The 15126-nt window shown below is 64.5% G+C and carries 18 protein-coding genes and 1 pseudogene; 15 read left to right on the top strand and 4 right to left on the bottom strand.

What is annotated here, in order from left to right:
* Nucleotides 1-104 precede the first annotated feature (104 nt).
* The 3 genes from IPJ61_RS08020 (at nt 105) to IPJ61_RS08010 (ending at nt 2030) form a co-directional block, all read left to right on the top strand.
* Nucleotides 105-845, top strand: a complete 741-nt coding sequence (locus IPJ61_RS08020) for a dienelactone hydrolase family protein (protein ID WP_297105185.1) — start codon at nt 105-107, stop codon at nt 843-845.
* A 151-nt stretch (nt 846-996) separates the two neighbouring features.
* Complete coding sequence (locus IPJ61_RS08015; protein ID WP_297105182.1) at nt 997-1608, top strand: sugar O-acetyltransferase; 612 nt, start codon at nt 997-999, stop codon at nt 1606-1608.
* A gap of 11 nt (nt 1609-1619) precedes the next feature.
* The gene (locus IPJ61_RS08010; protein ID WP_297105179.1) at nt 1620-2030 is read left to right on the top strand and encodes an arsenate reductase ArsC; all 411 of its coding nucleotides are present in this window, start codon (nt 1620-1622) and stop codon (nt 2028-2030) included.
* A 76-nt stretch (nt 2031-2106) separates the two neighbouring features.
* On the opposite strand, the gene IPJ61_RS08005 is transcribed toward IPJ61_RS08010, so the two are convergent.
* Nucleotides 2107-2676, bottom strand: coding sequence for a dihydrofolate reductase family protein (locus IPJ61_RS08005; RefSeq protein WP_297105176.1), 570 nt, complete (start codon nt 2674-2676; stop codon nt 2107-2109).
* A gap of 203 nt (nt 2677-2879) precedes the next feature.
* Between IPJ61_RS08005 and IPJ61_RS08000 the strand changes: the two genes are divergently transcribed.
* Nucleotides 2880-3539, top strand: coding sequence for a Type 1 glutamine amidotransferase-like domain-containing protein (locus IPJ61_RS08000; RefSeq protein ID WP_297105173.1), 660 nt, complete (start codon nt 2880-2882; stop codon nt 3537-3539).
* Nucleotides 3540-3689: 150 nt separating this feature from the next.
* On the opposite strand, the gene IPJ61_RS07995 is transcribed toward IPJ61_RS08000, so the two are convergent.
* Together IPJ61_RS07995 and IPJ61_RS07990 are read right to left on the bottom strand one after the other, a co-directional pair.
* Entirely contained in the window at nt 3690-3881 is a 192-nt protein-coding gene (locus IPJ61_RS07995; protein WP_297105170.1) for an adenine nucleotide alpha hydrolase family protein, read from the bottom strand.
* Nucleotides 3878-4261 (bottom strand): AlbA family DNA-binding domain-containing protein, encoded by a 384-nt coding sequence (locus tag IPJ61_RS07990; protein WP_297105167.1) that lies wholly within the window; start codon nt 4259-4261, stop codon nt 3878-3880. Before IPJ61_RS07990 ends, IPJ61_RS07995 begins: the two co-directional genes overlap by 4 nt.
* A gap of 445 nt (nt 4262-4706) precedes the next feature.
* Here IPJ61_RS07990 and IPJ61_RS07985 point away from each other — a divergent pair, with 445 nt between their 5' ends.
* The 3 genes from IPJ61_RS07985 (at nt 4707) to IPJ61_RS07975 (ending at nt 7073) form a co-directional block, all read left to right on the top strand.
* Nucleotides 4707-5945 (top strand): IS256 family transposase, encoded by a 1239-nt coding sequence (locus IPJ61_RS07985; protein WP_297105164.1) that lies wholly within the window; start codon nt 4707-4709, stop codon nt 5943-5945.
* A gap of 185 nt (nt 5946-6130) precedes the next feature.
* Nucleotides 6131-6460 carry a helix-turn-helix domain-containing protein gene (locus IPJ61_RS07980; protein WP_297105161.1) on the top strand — a complete coding sequence of 110 codons (330 nt, stop codon included), beginning with the start codon at nt 6131-6133 and terminating at the stop codon, nt 6458-6460.
* Complete coding sequence (locus IPJ61_RS07975; RefSeq protein WP_297105158.1) at nt 6453-7073, top strand: hypothetical protein; 621 nt, start codon at nt 6453-6455, stop codon at nt 7071-7073. The genes IPJ61_RS07980 and IPJ61_RS07975 overlap by 8 nt, the downstream gene beginning before the upstream one ends.
* On the opposite strand, the pseudogene IPJ61_RS07970 reads toward IPJ61_RS07975, so the two are convergent.
* Nucleotides 6998-8170, bottom strand: a pseudogene (locus IPJ61_RS07970) (IS3 family transposase). The gene IPJ61_RS07975 and the pseudogene IPJ61_RS07970 overlap by 76 nt on opposite strands.
* Before the next feature lie 330 nt (nt 8171-8500).
* Between IPJ61_RS07970 and IPJ61_RS07965 the strand changes: the two are divergent.
* The 8 genes from IPJ61_RS07965 to IPJ61_RS07930 all read left to right on the top strand — a co-directional run bounded on the left by IPJ61_RS07965 (nt 8501) and on the right by IPJ61_RS07930 (nt 15069).
* Nucleotides 8501-9037, top strand: coding sequence for a hypothetical protein (locus IPJ61_RS07965; RefSeq protein ID WP_297105155.1), 537 nt, complete (start codon nt 8501-8503; stop codon nt 9035-9037).
* Nucleotides 9038-9047: 10 nt separating this feature from the next.
* On the top strand, nt 9048-9758 hold the full coding sequence (locus IPJ61_RS07960) for a hypothetical protein (protein WP_297105152.1): 711 nt from the start codon (nt 9048-9050) through the stop codon (nt 9756-9758).
* 91 nt (nt 9759-9849) lie between these two features.
* Entirely contained in the window at nt 9850-10959 is a 1110-nt protein-coding gene (locus tag IPJ61_RS07955) for a hypothetical protein (RefSeq protein WP_297105150.1), read from the top strand.
* A gap of 439 nt (nt 10960-11398) precedes the next feature.
* The gene (locus IPJ61_RS07950) at nt 11399-12133 is read left to right on the top strand and encodes a helix-turn-helix domain-containing protein (RefSeq protein ID WP_297105147.1); all 735 of its coding nucleotides are present in this window, start codon (nt 11399-11401) and stop codon (nt 12131-12133) included.
* Between the two features lie 269 nt (nt 12134-12402).
* On the top strand, nt 12403-12765 hold the full coding sequence (locus IPJ61_RS07945) for a hypothetical protein (protein WP_297105145.1): 363 nt from the start codon (nt 12403-12405) through the stop codon (nt 12763-12765).
* 121 nt (nt 12766-12886) lie between these two features.
* A complete protein-coding gene (locus IPJ61_RS07940; protein WP_297105141.1) occupies nt 12887-13633 on the top strand; it encodes a hypothetical protein in 747 nt (248 codons plus the stop codon).
* Between the two features lie 3 nt (nt 13634-13636).
* Complete coding sequence (locus tag IPJ61_RS07935; RefSeq protein ID WP_077351351.1) at nt 13637-14794, top strand: helix-turn-helix domain-containing protein; 1158 nt, start codon at nt 13637-13639, stop codon at nt 14792-14794.
* Nucleotides 14795-14829: 35 nt separating this feature from the next.
* Nucleotides 14830-15069 carry a DUF2188 domain-containing protein gene (locus tag IPJ61_RS07930; RefSeq protein WP_297105138.1) on the top strand — a complete coding sequence of 80 codons (240 nt, stop codon included), beginning with the start codon at nt 14830-14832 and terminating at the stop codon, nt 15067-15069.
* Nucleotides 15070-15126: the final 57 nt, after the last annotated feature.

The raw sequence follows: 15126 nt of genomic DNA, 5'->3' as shown, positions 1-15126 counted from the left end.
AGGTGGTGCCCGTGACCGACACGAACTGGGTGCTCCCCTCGGGAGACACGGTCGGGCGATAGGTCGTCCGGGAGCGCCCCACTGCACTCCCGAAAGGCACGACCATGCATTTCCTCTCTGAACGACGCCTCGATGAGGGCGTCCTCGAACGCGACTTCGCGCTGGGCGACGTGCCCGGCACCCTCTGGACCCCGCCCGACGCGACCGCGCCGGTGCCCCTGATCCTGCTCGGTCACCCCGGCGGACTAGACCGGATGTATCCGCGTCTCCTCGCCCGTGCGCGACACTCCGCTCGCCGCGGCTTCGCGGTGGCGACGATCGAACTCCCGGGCGGCGGAAGCCGTCCACCATTGCCCGACGTCGACAGCGCACGGGTCGATCTCCGGCAGGCGATCCGCGCGGGGCAGCCTGTCTCGAACGACGTCGTGGACCGGCTCGTCCTGCCGCTCGTGGAACGGGCGGTGCCCGAGTGGCAGGCGACGATCGACGCGCTGCTCGACCTGCCCGAGATCGACGGGCCGGTCGGCTTCTCCGGCGGCGTGATCGCGATCGGTGTCCGGCTCGCGGCGGTCGAGCCGCGGATCCGGGCCGCCGGGCTGTTCGCGGGCAGCTTCGTGCCGCGCTCGATCATTGAGGAGGCCAGGAAGGTCACCATCCCGCTGCTGATGCTGCTCCAGTGGGACGACGAGCACAACGACCGCCAGATGGCGCTCGACCTGTTCGACGCGTTCGGTTCCACGGAGAAGACGCTGCACGCCAACATGGGCGGCCACACCGGCGTCCCTGCGTTCGAGGCCGAGGACAGCGGCGGCTTCTTCGACCGCCACCTCCGGGGCGTGGCATGACATAGTCGCCGATTCGCGCCCGCATGGGCGGCCGGCGCTGCGATCACGAGGCTGGGCTTGCCGGGGTCGGGAATCTGACCAGCGGCCCCTGCGCGTCGCTGCTGGCCTAGGCTGAGCCGCGACACACAGCGGTGACGACACGGAGGACAGTATGACCGACAGCACGGAGCGCGAACGGATGATTGCGGGCCGCACCTACCGCTCTACTGATCCCGAGCTCACCGCGATGAGGGCCGCGGCAAAGCGCGTGCTGCACGAGTACAACAACACCCACCCTGACGATGAAGAGCGTCGCATGGAGCTGCTGCGCGGCCTTCTCGGCAGCGTCGGACAGGCGTGGATCGAGCCGCCGTTCCGCTGCGACTACGGTGCCCAGATCTCGCTGGGGGAGTTCGTGTTCGCGAACTACGACCTCACGATCCTCGATTGCGCGCCGGTAACCATCGGCAACATGGTGCTCTTCGGCCCCCGCGTGACCCTTGCGACGGCGAGCCATCCCATCGACTTCCAGCAGCGCACCGTCGACATGTTCGAGTATGCGGAGCCGATCACGATCGAGGAGGGGGCCTGGCTCGGTGCGCACGTCATCGTCGGACCCGGCGTCACCATCGGCGCGCGCTCGGTGATCGGGGCGGGCAGCATCGTCACGCGTGACATCCTGCCGGGCGTCGTCGCCGTGGGGAACCCCTGCCGGGTGATCCGCGAGATCACGGAGCAAGACCGCGCCGACTATCTCGCCGCGTACGGTGCGGCCGCGTCCTGAGGGGCACCCCGATGACTGAGTTCACACCGACCGTTCTCTTCGTCTGCGTCCACAACGCTGGGCGCTCGCAGATCGCCGCGGGGTATCTGCGGCACTACGCGGGCGACGATATTGAGGTTCGCTCAGCGGGCTCCATCCCCGCGGAGCAGATCAACCCCGTCGCTGTCGAGGTCATGAGTGAGGTCGGCATCGACATCACCTCGGAGCAGCCGAAGGTTTTGACCATCGACGCCGTCCGGACCGCCGATGTCGTCGTCACCATGGGCTGCGGCGATGCCTGCCCGTTCTTTCCCGGCAAGCGCTACGAGGACTGGAAGCTTGACGATCCGGCCGGCCAGCCCATCGAGGTCGTGCGTAGCATTCGCGACCAGATCGCGGCCCGCGTGCGTGACCTCATCAACTCGCTGGCTGCCGACGTCTAGGCGGGCTGCATTCGTCGTCCTGCCGCTCGGCCTTGTGCGTGGCGCTCTTTGTACCAGCGCCGCGGGAGGCGGTCAGTCAGGTCCGGGGATGTGCGGGTCGGAAGCGCAGGGCCATGGCCCCGGACCGGAACTCCCGGCGATCGACGAGCTCAAGCCGGATGCGCTCGTGCAGGCCCGCGAGCAGCGTCGGACCGTGGCCGGCGAGGATCGGCTGGATGAGGAACTCGTACTCGTCGATCAGGCCCAGGTCCGCCAGAGCGCGGGGGAGTGTCACTCCACCCACCCAGAGGCCCTCGCCCGGCTCCTGCTTGAGCTGCTGGACTGCTCGGGCCAGGTCGCCTCGCAGGAGTTCAGCGTTCCAGTCGACCTCGTTCAGGGTGCTCGACACGACGTACTTCTTCGCGCCGTCGATGGCCTCGGCGAACGGGACCTCCCACTCTTCCATCCAGTCGGGCCACGGGCCACCGGCGGGCTTCCGCCAAGCCGACTCCATCATCTCGTAGGTCGTCCGGCCGAGGAGCAGTGCGTCAGCCCGTCCCATCTCGGTGGTCCAGTAGGTCATCGACTCCTCGTCCGGAGGCAGCCCCGCCTCGTGGTGGCAGCAGCCATCGAGCGTGACGTTGATCGAGTAGCGAAGCGTTCTCATCGCGTTGCTCTCCCTTGATGCGCGTGGCGATTCGGCCGGATGGTGGCCAGGTTACCGCTGGAGGCCCGCCTGGCGGGGTATCTGGTCTGTGGCAACCGGGCGTCGTGGCTGGCCTAGGCTAGGCCCGCGACACACGGCGGTGCCCGTTCGCGCGGGACGTGGGCCGCGGTCGGAGACCGTGAGCGGGAATCTGAGGAGAAACCGTGAAGCTCTTGCTCACATCAGGCGGCGTCACCAACCCGAGTATCCGCGCGGCACTCGTACAGCTCCTCGGCAAGCCGATCGCCGAGTCCCATGCCCTCGTCGTCCCGACGGCCCAGTGGGGGCACCCGATGTGCGGGCCGGCGTCAGTGCGCGGCCTTGTCGCCGCGGAGCCCCGCTGGGAGCACCTCACGGGCTTGGGGTGGAAGTCGCTCGGTGTCCTTGAACTCACCGCGCTGCCCACGATCGGCAAGGAGCGGTGGTTGCCTTGGGTTCAGGAGGCCGACGCGCTCCTTGTCGACGGCGGCGACGCGACCTACTTGAGTCACTGGATGCGAGAGTCCGGCCTTGCCGCGCTGATTCCGTCGTTCCCTGACACGGTCTGGGTGGGGGTGAGTGCGGGAAGCATGGTGATGACTCCCCGGATCGGCGAGTACTTCGTCGAGTGGCCGTCGGCTCCCGACGACCGCACGCTGGGGATCGTGGACTTCTCCCTCTTCCCTCACCTGAACCTCTTCCCGACGAACACGCCGACCCACGCAGAACGCTGGGCTGCGGATATCGGCGGTCTGGCGTACGCCATTGACGAGCAAACGGCCATCAAGGTTGCCGACGGTGCTGTGGAGGTCGTCTCCGAAGGCAACTGGACCATGTTCGGGTAACAGGACGAAGCCAGGATCTCGACATCGCTCATCCGGTCGTACGCCGGACCGAGGTTAGCGTTGGAGCGAGCCTCGTTTCCGGTCTACCGCAGTGCTTGTCAGCGGCGCAGGTCGAGCTCTATCGCAACGACGTCGGAACCTCGACGCCGTCTACGGGTGACCGGGGGCGGGAGGAATGGACGCGATGCTCGGTGCCGCCTCGGGCCAGACGAGCAACACCGTGCAAGGTGCATGGTCGACGACGAAACGGGTCTCACGCCCGAGGCTCCGAGGCCCCAGCCGTTTCATGTCGCCGTCGCGTCCCAGGATGAGATAGTCGGCTCCGGCCGCGGCAGCAGTCACGACGCGTTCCGTCGGACCGGTCTCCAGCCGTACTTCTGCCTCACGGGAGAGGCGATGCTGCGGGTGCTCAGAGGAACGTCAACGATAAGGATCGTCGCGTCGTCGACGGTGACGAGGTCGATCGCGGGGACCAACTGCGGCGAGATCCGATCAGCAATCAAGCTCGTGATGCGCTCTTCCTCGCTGAGCGGATCGGAGACACCAACAACCGTGCCATCGTCCTCAACGCCGATGACCAGGCGACCGCCGGCGGAGTTAGCGAACGCGACTATCGTTCGCAATGGCCTTGTCGGCGAGGACAGATCACGTTTGAACTCCAGGATCTTTCCTTCGAGCGCCCGCACCCGACCATCCTCGTCGAAATCGAGGACCTCCTGCATGATGCTTCACCTCCACCGATTGCTGTTCCTGCGAGACTCGGACCGGGATGGAGTTGGAGACTCTTCCTGCCTCGGGATACCGGTCGTTAGTTTCCGCTCATCTGTCGGCGGACACGGAAAAATGCCCAGTGACGGTCATGTAGTTGCCCGCTGGCGGTCATGAAATCTGCCCGGTGGTGGCCATGGGATCTGCCCGACACGTTCGTCTGTTGCCTGGCCGCGTCCGCGGTTGGGGCCCCTTCCTCGAGTAGCGATGGCGGTGCTGAAGCGCTGAATCCACTCGAGGAAGGGACATGTTGAAGTCTGCCGAGGAGATCATGGAAAGTAGAGCCCCTTAGAGTGGTGTAGCGCCCAGGGTGGCCGGTGTCGTCTGGGACGACGGCGCGGTCACCGTGGGATCCTTCGAGTTCACGTCTCAAAGCTCTTCTCAAAGGACCAGATCACGATGACCGCTCCTCATATTGTCGACCCTGCCCACGTGCTGAGCAACCTCCTGACCGAGGCCTCCCCGGACATGATGCGCAGCCTGTTGCAGACCATGATCAATCAACTCCTTTCCGCCGACGCCGATCTCGTGTGCGGCGCCGAATGGGGTCAACCCTCGGCAGGGCGGGTAGCGCAACGCAACGGCTACCGCCACCGGCCCCTGGACACCCGTGTCGGCACGATCGACGTCGCGGTGCCGAAACTCCGCTCGGGGACCTATTTCCCCGAGTGGCTGCTGGAGCGCCGTAAACGCGCCGAAGCGGCACTGATCACGGTGATCGCGGACTGCTACCTCGCCGGGGTGTCTACGCGCAGGATGGACAAGCTCGTCAAAACCCTCGGCATTGACGGGCTCTCGAAGTCCCAGGTGTCCCGGATGGCGGCCGAGCTGGACGAGCACGTCCACCAGTTCCGGCACCGCCCCCTTGACCAGGCTGGCCCGTTCACGTTCGTCGCCGCCGACGCGCTCACCATGAAGGTCCGCGAGGGGGGCCGGGTGATCAACGCCGTCGTCCTGGTCGCGACCGGGGTCAACGGCGACGGCCACCGCGAAGTCCTGGGCCTGCAGGTCGCCACCAGCGAGACCCGCAGCGCCTGGAACACGTTCTTTGCCGACCTCGTCGCCCGCGGCCTGGGCGGGGTCCGCCTCGTGACCTCCGACGCCCACGCCGGGCTGGTTGAAGCCGTTGCGGCGAACCTGCCCGGCGCCTCGTGGCAGCGCTGCAGGACCCATTATGCCGCCAACCTGATGGCCGTCACCCCGAAGAGTCTCTGGCCGGCGGTCAAGGCGATGCTGCACTCGGTCTACGATCAACCCGACCAGGCATCCGTGGAGGCGCAGTTCGACCGGCTGCTGGACTACACCAGCGAGAAGCTCCCCGAAGTCGCCGAACACCTCGAGCAAGCCCGCCCCGACGTGCTCGCGTTCGCGACGTTCCCCAAAGACGTCTGGACCCAGATCTGGTCCAACAACCCCGCCGAACGCCTGAACCGGGAGATCCGGCGCCGCACCGACGCCGTCGGGATCTTCCCGAACAGGGAAGCGATCATCCGGCTCGTCGGCGCCGTCCTGGCTGAACAGACCGACGAATGGGCAGAGGGCCGCCGCTACCTCGGCCTCGACATCCTCGCACGCTGCCGACTCACCACCATCACCAACATCGAGGAGGTGACCGAACCCCTCACCCTCACCGCCTAGACGAAGGAACCGCTTACACCACTCCCCGGGACTTGACCCTGTGCGGAGGGCTCTGGTCGAAGCCAGCGCAGCCGGGGAGCCCGAATGAACCGCCACCGTGAGGAGGAGTTGTGGGCCCAGCGCTCGACTAGCAATGTGGACATTTAGCGATGTGTAAGTGGTCACGGCGGAGTATGCTGGGGAGCATGAGCAGCATGACGGTGGACCCGGCGCACCTGTCGAATGAGGACTGGGTGCGGGTGCGTGCGTTCCTGGACTCGGCGAAGAAGCGCGGTGAGGTCGTCGACTTCTCCACTCGGGTGGAGTTGCTGACCCCAGCAGAGGTCGCCGGGCGGCTGGGGATGTCTCGGTCCACGGTGTTGCGCCGGATCGCCGACGGCGACATCAAGGCAACGAAGGTCGGCACTCACCACCGCATACCACTGAACGAGTACGAGCGATACAGCCGCGAACTCCTGCGCCGCATGGCCGAGGCGTCTGCTGCCGATATCGAGGCCGAGTTGTTCGGTGAGTAACGCACCGCTGCTCTTCTTGGACGCCAACGCGCTCGCTTCGCCGGTGACCCGCACCTTGCTGATCGCCGGGGCCCGTGCGGACGGTCTGAGGTGGACGTGGTCGAGGCACGTCGAGGTCGAAGCCGATCGGCACGCGCGCGGCCAGGCATCGCGGACATCGATCGTTCGTACGAAGATTCTGGGCACGGAGTTATCGCCGACCGCGCAGAGCACCGAAGGTCTAGTGACTGACACGACCAAGGATCGGCAGGTGGTGGCTGACGCGATCTGTGCGGGAGCCAGGTATCTGATCACGACCGATGTCGATGATTTCGCACTCGATGATCTCGCGGCGCATGGAATGAGCGCGGTCAGCCCGGACTACTTCATGGCGTTACGGTTCACCGAGCAGGCATACCGAGAAGGCGTTGATCTGCTCGCAGCTGTGCAGAAGAACCCGTCGCGTACGGCGACCGAGGTACACCGGATGCTCGGCCGCAGACATCCCCGCCTGGTCGCACAGTTGGGTCCGCTGAAGGTTTGGTTGACCTCCGGGGTTTATGCCGCCAGTCTAGCGGTTGGTTTCATGATGAGTTCGAACTCGACCGGGGTGAGTTTCCCGAGCCTGCGTTGACGGCGTTTCCGGTGGTACTTCCCCTCGATCCAGGACACGATCGCTAGCCGCAGTTCCTCTCGTGTACTCCAGGACCGTCGGTCGAGGACGTTCTTCTGCAGGAGCGCGAAGAACGACTCCATCGCGGCGTTGTCACCGCATGCCCCCACGCGGCCCATGGAGCCGGTCAGGCCGTGGCGTTTGAGGGCCTTCAGGAAGCGTCTGGGCGGAATTGGGACCCGCGGTCGGAATGCACGATCACCCCGGCGGGCCGGCCTCGGTGGGCCACTGCCATCTGGAGCGCGTTGACGGCGATACGGGCCTTCATCCGCGAATCGATCGAGTAGCCCACGATCCGGTTGGAGAACACGTCCTTGATCGCACAAAGGTAGACCTTGCCCTCGCGGGTGCGGTGCTCGGTGATGTCGCTCAGCCATAGCTCGTTGGGGCCGTCGGCGCTGAACTGCCTGTTGACCAGGTCATCGTGGACGGGAGCGCCGGCCTTCTTGTACCGGGTCTTGCGCCTGGTGAACACCGACTGGATGCCAGCGACCCGGCACAGCCGCCACACTCTGCGCTCCGACAACTCGTAGCCCAACTCGGCAATGTCATCGGCCAGGACGCGGTAGCCGCCCTCCGGGTCATCATCGTGGAGCTGGTGGAGCACGTCGATCAGCTCACGCTCTTCGGCCTCGCGGGCCGACACCGGCTGCTTGAGCCACTTGTAGTAGCCCTGCTTGGAGAATCCCAACACCCGACACGCGACCGCCACCGGCACCCTCACGGTGGCACCGACCGCAGCCATCTCCTTCACGAGCGGGTAGATCATTTTGGGGGCGTGATGTGAGCCTGCGACAGATACGCCGCCGCTCGCCGTAGGACCTCGTTCTCCATCTCCAGCTCGCGGATCCTGCGTAACGCCTGGGCCATGTCCTTGCGCTGCTCAGGATCGGTGGTCGGGGTCATCCGTGGGACTGGAAGCGAGCGTCGCGGACCCAGGCTTGAAGGGTGGTCTTGGCCATCCCCATGTCCTTGGCGACCTGCTTCTGCGGGATGCCTGAGGCGACCAGCGCGACCGCGTCGCGCTTGAACTCGTCGGTGTAAGCGATCTTCGGCATGGATGCCATCCTTCCAGCACGACCCTCTCGTGAGAGTCATGCGATCTTGGAGTCAACCAAACCTTCAGCAGTCCCGTTCGCTGATGCCTACGACGCGACACCGGTCCAGGCCGACCCAGACCAGCCGAGCACGATCTTCCGAGGCATCGCCTGCGTCCGCTGTGAGGCGTATCTTGACGATGCGGTGGGTCTACAACACGGACTGTGTCCCGAGCACCGGGTCTGACCGGGCATCACTTGTCAGCGGCGCCAGCTACGGTTCTGAGTATGGCGAGTAGTTCACAAGTGAGCCCATACGGCTCGGCGCGCGATCTTCCATCTGTCAAGGAGATGGAGCAGCAGATGGCGGCGTTTAGGTTGCTCGGTTTCCTGCTGTCGAAGGACCAACGGAAGCAACTCAAGGACCTACAGCGTGAGCATCGGCGCATCACCGAGATCGTGGACACGTTCTATGCACTTCTCGGAGAACGGAACTGGGTGTTCACTAGCGACCTCAACCTCCCCGCGGTCGAGCACGTCATCGCTGCTGGAGACGCGGAGACCGCGGAGGCGCGTCTCATCGACTACTACAAGACGGCTGATCGCATCACGTTCCCACTCCGCCGCCTCCACCGCTTCGAGGCGATGCGCCCTCGCATCGACCTGCTGCAGAAGGCGCTGACCGATTACCAGGCCGGTCGCTACTACAGCACTGTCCTGGTGCTGCTATCCGTGATGGACGGTTTCGTCAACGACCTGGACACCGCGGCTCGCCAGGGTCTGCATGCGCGCGCGGTGGAGGACATGGTGGCATGGGACAGCGTGGCTGGGCATCACCTGGGCCTGAGTCACGCTCCAGTCGTTCGTCAAAGGGGTCTACAAGACTGACACGGCCGAAGTGACCGATCTGTTCCGCAACGGCATCATGCACGGCACCCTGGTCAACTTCGACAACGAGGTCGTCGCCACCAAAGCCTGGAACCGTCTCTTCGCCGTTGCCGATTGGGCAGATGCGCGGAGACGGCAAGCGAAACCCGTCGAACCCACCCCCACCCTGCGGGAGTCGCTCAACCGATGGCAAGAGGTCCAGAATCAGAAGGCCAGGATCGAAGAGTGGCAACCCCATGAGTACGAACCCGACCTCACCGCTGGAGACCCACCAGAGCTTGCGCGAGTCTGCGCGGACTTCCTCGCAAGGTGGCAGAAGCAGCAGTGGGCACCAGTCGGTGCGCACTTCATGGAACTTGGGAGCACCCGATCGTCCGTCGGCAAGCTCGCTGTTGAGGCCAAAGACCTCTATCGGACCCATGAACTCTCCTCCTGGATGATCCTGCGCGTTCGTCACGTCGCGGCCGCCGTCGCGCACACTGATGTGGAGATTGTGGTGAATGGCGCCACCTACCGGACCGACTTGCGATGGGTTCGCATCGACGATGCCGGAAGTACCGCAACGGAGTGGGAGCCAGGACGCTGGGCACTTTCGATGTATGGGCCTTCGCACTTCCTAAGACGTGAAGCCATCATCGAGCAGCCAGAGTCGCATGGTTCTCCGACGACTGGAACGGAGCCTTCATCTCCTGGCCAAGACCACGATAACGAGATGGCGTGACGCCTCCCGCCCTGCGGAACTGGGGCTGGCGGAATCATGGTCGCGCCACTCGAATGCGTGGGGTGATCAGACGACGAAGAGAGGCCCTGCCATGACGGTGGCACACCTTCCCAATCACCCTATTTCGGTCGCTCGTCAGATGGTGGCAGAGGACGCTCGCTGGATTGCCGATGTTCTGCTGTTCGCTGGACGGGCCAGCGAGCCGATCGTTCCGCTGCTGTTCGTGGGTCATGCCGGCAGGATCGTGTATGAGGGAACCGCACTGGCTCGATCGAAGACGAAAGCGGTCGCTGATCCTGCCCTTGCGGCACGGCTACCGTCCTCGCACGATGACCTGATCGAGAGAGCGCGGCACGCCACCAAGCTGTTCGATGACACCTCACGCCCTTACGAGGTTCTGCTGAGCCACATGGATGCCGATCTGGCCCAGGCACGACAGGAGTTCCTGGGTAACACGCCTTTCAGATGGGCGCGGCGATTCGAAGGGGATCTTGGCATGTTCCGACGCGGGCGTCGGCTTGTCGCCGTGACTCCCACCTTGTCCTACCGGATGGGTGAACCGCCTGAAACGTCGGCGGTCGATTTGGCGGCCAAAGTGCTGTCTGTGTCTACCGCCTACGGTCAAGCGATCAGCGTTCTCGCGGAATCTGCTGGACATCCGTACGCGGCCACTCGAACTCTCTCCCTCAAGCACTTGGGTTATCTATCCCACCGAGATCGTCGCTCCGACAAGTATCTGTCACGTAGGTTCGACGCATCGTACGCCGAGCCGCTGAAGCTGGTCCTGACGCACGTAGCCGGCGAACTCAATGCTCTTCGCTATGTCCTTCCGAGTCTGGCGGTCGGACACGAAGACGCAGCATTTCGCGCCACTGTGGTTGGTGTCTATCACGCGGTCAGCGCCTTGGAGCACGCAGATAAGGAGCAACCCGCGCCAGCTTCCCGGCATGTGGACCGCATGCGAGCGCTGCTCGGCTCGCCGGAGTGGCAGCGATTGATCTCGCCGCACGGAAAACTGGTGCGGAATCGGTCCATGCACTACGAGATCAGAAACAAGCTCACAAGCCCGCTTAATCCGGCTCAGCCCATGAACGGCATCATCGAGGCGCTCCCTGGTGGCCGCTCTTACGTCGACTATCTCGCAGATCTCACTGCGGTTCACATTGAAGCATCGGATCTGCTCCACTACTGGCGGTCCTAGTCGAGGTAAGCGGTGTGCAGACCTTGGCCCAGAGTCACCATCGCGCACGGGACTGTAAGAGATAACGGCGTGTGGCGGCGTGATCTGATCCGAGAGGGTCTGCATCACGTGTTGGTTGGATGAGGCCATGAAGACACCTGGCCTGACAATGGCGTCGTGAGCGTGGACGGGGAGAACGTGCCACCGACGAGAGGCGATCCGGAGATCCGGGGGGCTGCTTGAGTCCCTGATGCTGCCGCCCGACCCGGCTCAGCAGAGACTCCTGGAACTGATCAAGAAGCACCCCGAGATGCTGGGGCCGCAGGAAACCTCGGGGAACTCCGAAGGTCGCGAGCAGCGAGGACGATCGGATCGCGGAGGACGAGCCAGCGGTGCGCATGGTTATGGCCCGGGTGGTGGTGAGCGAAGGGACACGGGTGGCGCGAGGAGTAGTCCGGCGGTGTTGTTGCCGCTGGTGGTGGACTATGCCAATGGCATGACGCAGGTCGAGATCGCGAGGAAGCATCGGCTTCACGTTCAGACGGTGAGGAAGCGGCTTGGGGAGGCTGGCGTGCGAGTCCGTGAGCACAATCGTGTGCTCAGCGAGGAGGACCTGTGGCACGCTCGGCGCCTCTTGAATGGCGGGGTCGGTTCCCGTGAGATTGCGCAGCGCTATCAGGTCGCGCACACGACGCTCTTGCGGGCTCTCAAGCGGGAAGTCTCCCCGGTAGAGCACAGGGCGGCGCAACGACCGTGGCGCGACGATCGGATGGAGGAGAGCAGCCCCGATGGGGTGTCGGGCGGCGAAACGGGCGTGTTTCTGCCGCAAGGGCGGGGCGGCGTTGCCGATGCGCGTGGCAGGGTGGTTCGATCGTCGGAGCATCGGCTTTTCCCGCGATATTTGACGCCCCACGAGGTGGACGCGCTTGTGGCTGACTATTCGGCGGGGATGCCGGTGGGGAAGATCGCTGAGAAGTATGGGATCCATCGGGCGACGGTCACGGCACATCTTCGTCGTCGCGAGGTTCCAGCTGCTGCAGCGGGGCTTGATCGGGAGCAGAGAGCCGAGGCACTCCGCCTCTATCGCGAAGGCTTGTCGCTTCGTGAGGTCGGCCGGCGGATGGGGACGGATCGGAAACTCGTCCGGGCGGCGCTGGTGGCAGAGGGCGAGGAAATCAGGCCGCGTCCGACATGAGAACCACCATCGCGCACCAGCGGCGGCGTTGAAATCGTGAGCCTTTCGCCATTGCGCACCATGGTGAAACCGGCTCCGACAAGGGGAAACGCGAGAAATAGTCCTGGCCCCAGCGTCGAGAGCTGGGGCCAGACTTGGGGTGCCTGAGTAGCACGTTCGGCAACTCCGCCCCCAAGACAAAAACGCTGGTCAACCGCCTAGACCGTGGAGTCTACGAGGTCTCTCGACGCCCCCAGAATACCGCTCCGAAGGACGATCGTGGCCCCGTCGTGAGGACTGTCGAGACGGCTCAAACTTTTCTCACCGCCGCCGAGGTGGACGCGCTCGTCGGCGACTACCTCGCCGGGATGAGCGTCAAGGCACTCGCCGAGAGGTACGGCATCCACCGCGCCACCGTGTTCTCGCACCTGCGTCGCCGCAACGTGCCGAGCCGCCGACCAGGGCTGGGAATCGACGAGAAGGCCGAGGCCGTGCGCCTCGCCCGAGCGGGCGTCTCGATGCGAGCGATCAGTCGCCGGATGGGCGTGGACCGCAAGGCAGTACGTGCAGCGCTGGTCGAGGCTGGACTCATCGTGGATGACACCGACGATTCGCGTCTTGACCGACTCGCCGGGTCCGATCTGACAGACTGAGGGTGTTGAGCCGAGTGAAGAGTGACCTCGGCAGCCATCCTGTTGGTGCTAACTCTGACGGATTGCCGCGTGATACTAAAGTTGTGTGCTAGAGTCCTTCGTGACGACGAAGGAGGCCCCGGTGGCTCAGCAACACGACAGCGACGACTGGCGCAGCGAGTTCCAGCCAGCAGAGCTCGCGGCACTCCGCGAACGAATCCCGACCGCGATCCAGCGCAGCCAGGATCGCTCGGCCCGCGCTCAGGCAGCATATGACGATCCCGATGGGGACCAGGACGTGTACGGGGCTGGCATGGCCCGTGGTGTGCAGAAGGAGCTCCGCACACTTCTGTCCGACCTACCTACCTATCGGGAGGCAAAGGTCCCGACGACCCGACGGATGCTGACCTTCGTCGGCAACACACTCATCTTCGCGCAACGGGTGGGCAAGCAGATGCCGCGCAACGTTCGCCGTGTTCGGCTCAGCTACTTGCCTGACTCGCGCCGTGAACTCCTCTCGAAGACGAGCAACGTCAAGTACTCGGACCCCGGGCTCTTCGACATCAGTGACGTTCTCGAAGGAGATCAGCCTGCATCGCTTGAGGATGCGCTCAGCCACGTCGAACTGGCTGTGCCTCGCACTACGCTCTTCGTTCCCTACTACAGCAGTACGCCGCAGGGTGTGGGAACGGTCTACTTCGCACCTGCGCGACTGAACGGCCGGTACCTGGAGTTTGCAGACCCCGAGCGGCTCACCTATGAGCGCACGCCTTCTTCGGTCGATGCTCCGCACACCATGTTGAAGCCTGTCGCTGGGTTCAACAGCGGCGACCGTCCGCGTACCTCGGTGAAGCTGCGCCAGCGGCGGTCCGAGCAGGAAGGCAACTGACCCATGCCGACTGAGTACGTAGGCGACGCTGACCTAGCGGCGGTTGCCAGGATGTTTGACCCAGCGCGGCTAGCTCAGGCTCGTCGGATCAGCAAGATGTCCAAGGCTGACCTTCATCGCAAGGTTGGCGTATCGGCCGCCGCGATCGGGCAGTACGAGCGTGGAGAGGTGCGTCCCCGCGCAGAGACGGTCGCTGCCCTAGCCACGGCGCTCGGTGTTCCGCCGGGCTTCTTCGCGCTCGGGCGTCCACGCGTCCAGGTGGACATCGCTGAAGCGTCGTTCCGTCGACTCCGTTCAACGACTGTCACGCAACAGCAGCAAGCGACTGCGTATGTCGAACAAGCCTGGGAACTCAGCTGCTACCTCGAAGAGAGCGTGGAGTTCCCTGATCTAGACCTCCCTACCTGGGCGCAGGTCGACTCATCGGATGTGCCCGACCCCGTGACAGCAGCGCGAGCCATGCGCCAACACTGGATGCTCGGGACCGTGCCGATCAATCACCTCGTGTACGAGCTTGAACAGCATGGCATCCTGACAGTCTTCTTCTCCATGAAGGAAGACCTCGCACTTGACGAGAAGAGCCGGATCGACGCCTTCTCGACCACCGCACTGCCACGTCCCATGATCGTGCTGACCCCAGACAAGGCCAACGATGTTATGCGGCATCGGTTCTCGGCCGCGCACGAACTTGGACACATCGTCCTTCATCACGGCCGGCAAGGAACAGATAGCCAACTTGAGCGGCAGGCAGACATGTTCGCGGCCGAGTTCCTCACTCCTCGCGATGCGATCCGTGACCAGTTGCCTCGGCGCATCAACTTCAACCGGTACGAGGAACTTAGCCAGCTGTGGGGGGTCTCCATCAACTCTCTGATCTTCCGGTCCCGGGAGCTTGATCTTATCTCGGAGTCCACAGCCCGTCGCGCGTACATCACGCTGAATGGGATCGCTCGGCGACCTATGCCGGTTCACGACTATCCCGGCGAGCGACCCGAACTCCTGAAGTCCGCGCTTGAGCTGCTTGACCAGGCAGGTGTGCCACTGACTCAGGTCGCGGAGGACCTCCAGATGACGCCTCGTCACATACGACGGCTAGCTGGCATCGACGATCCCCAGCCCAAGCTGACGCTGGTGAAAGACCACCCAGACAACAGGAAGTAGTGGGCAGCAGTCCCATCCGAGAAAGAGGAAAGATCATGACAGAACCCAACAAGCGAGTAGTCCAGCGCCGAAGCGACGGCGACTGGGACGTACGGAAGCCAAGAGCTGATCGTGCCAGCGCCGTAACCTCGACACAGGCCGAAGGCATTCAGCGCGCCCGCACGATCCTCGGCAACGACGGAGGCGGCGAGCTACAGGTCCGTTCGCTCAAGGGGACGATCCGCGCGCAAGACACGATCGCACCTGGGAACGACCCTAGGTCATCCAAGGGGTGATCGCGGCGCACTTGTTGGCAGTCGCGTTCCTTGGATAGGCGAAGAAGAAAGAGGCTC

This window comes from Tessaracoccus sp. (genome assembly GCF_016714275.1).
Lineage (GTDB): Bacteria > Actinomycetota > Actinomycetes > Propionibacteriales > Propionibacteriaceae > Arachnia.
This window is presented reverse-complemented; position numbering and strand designations above follow the sequence as displayed.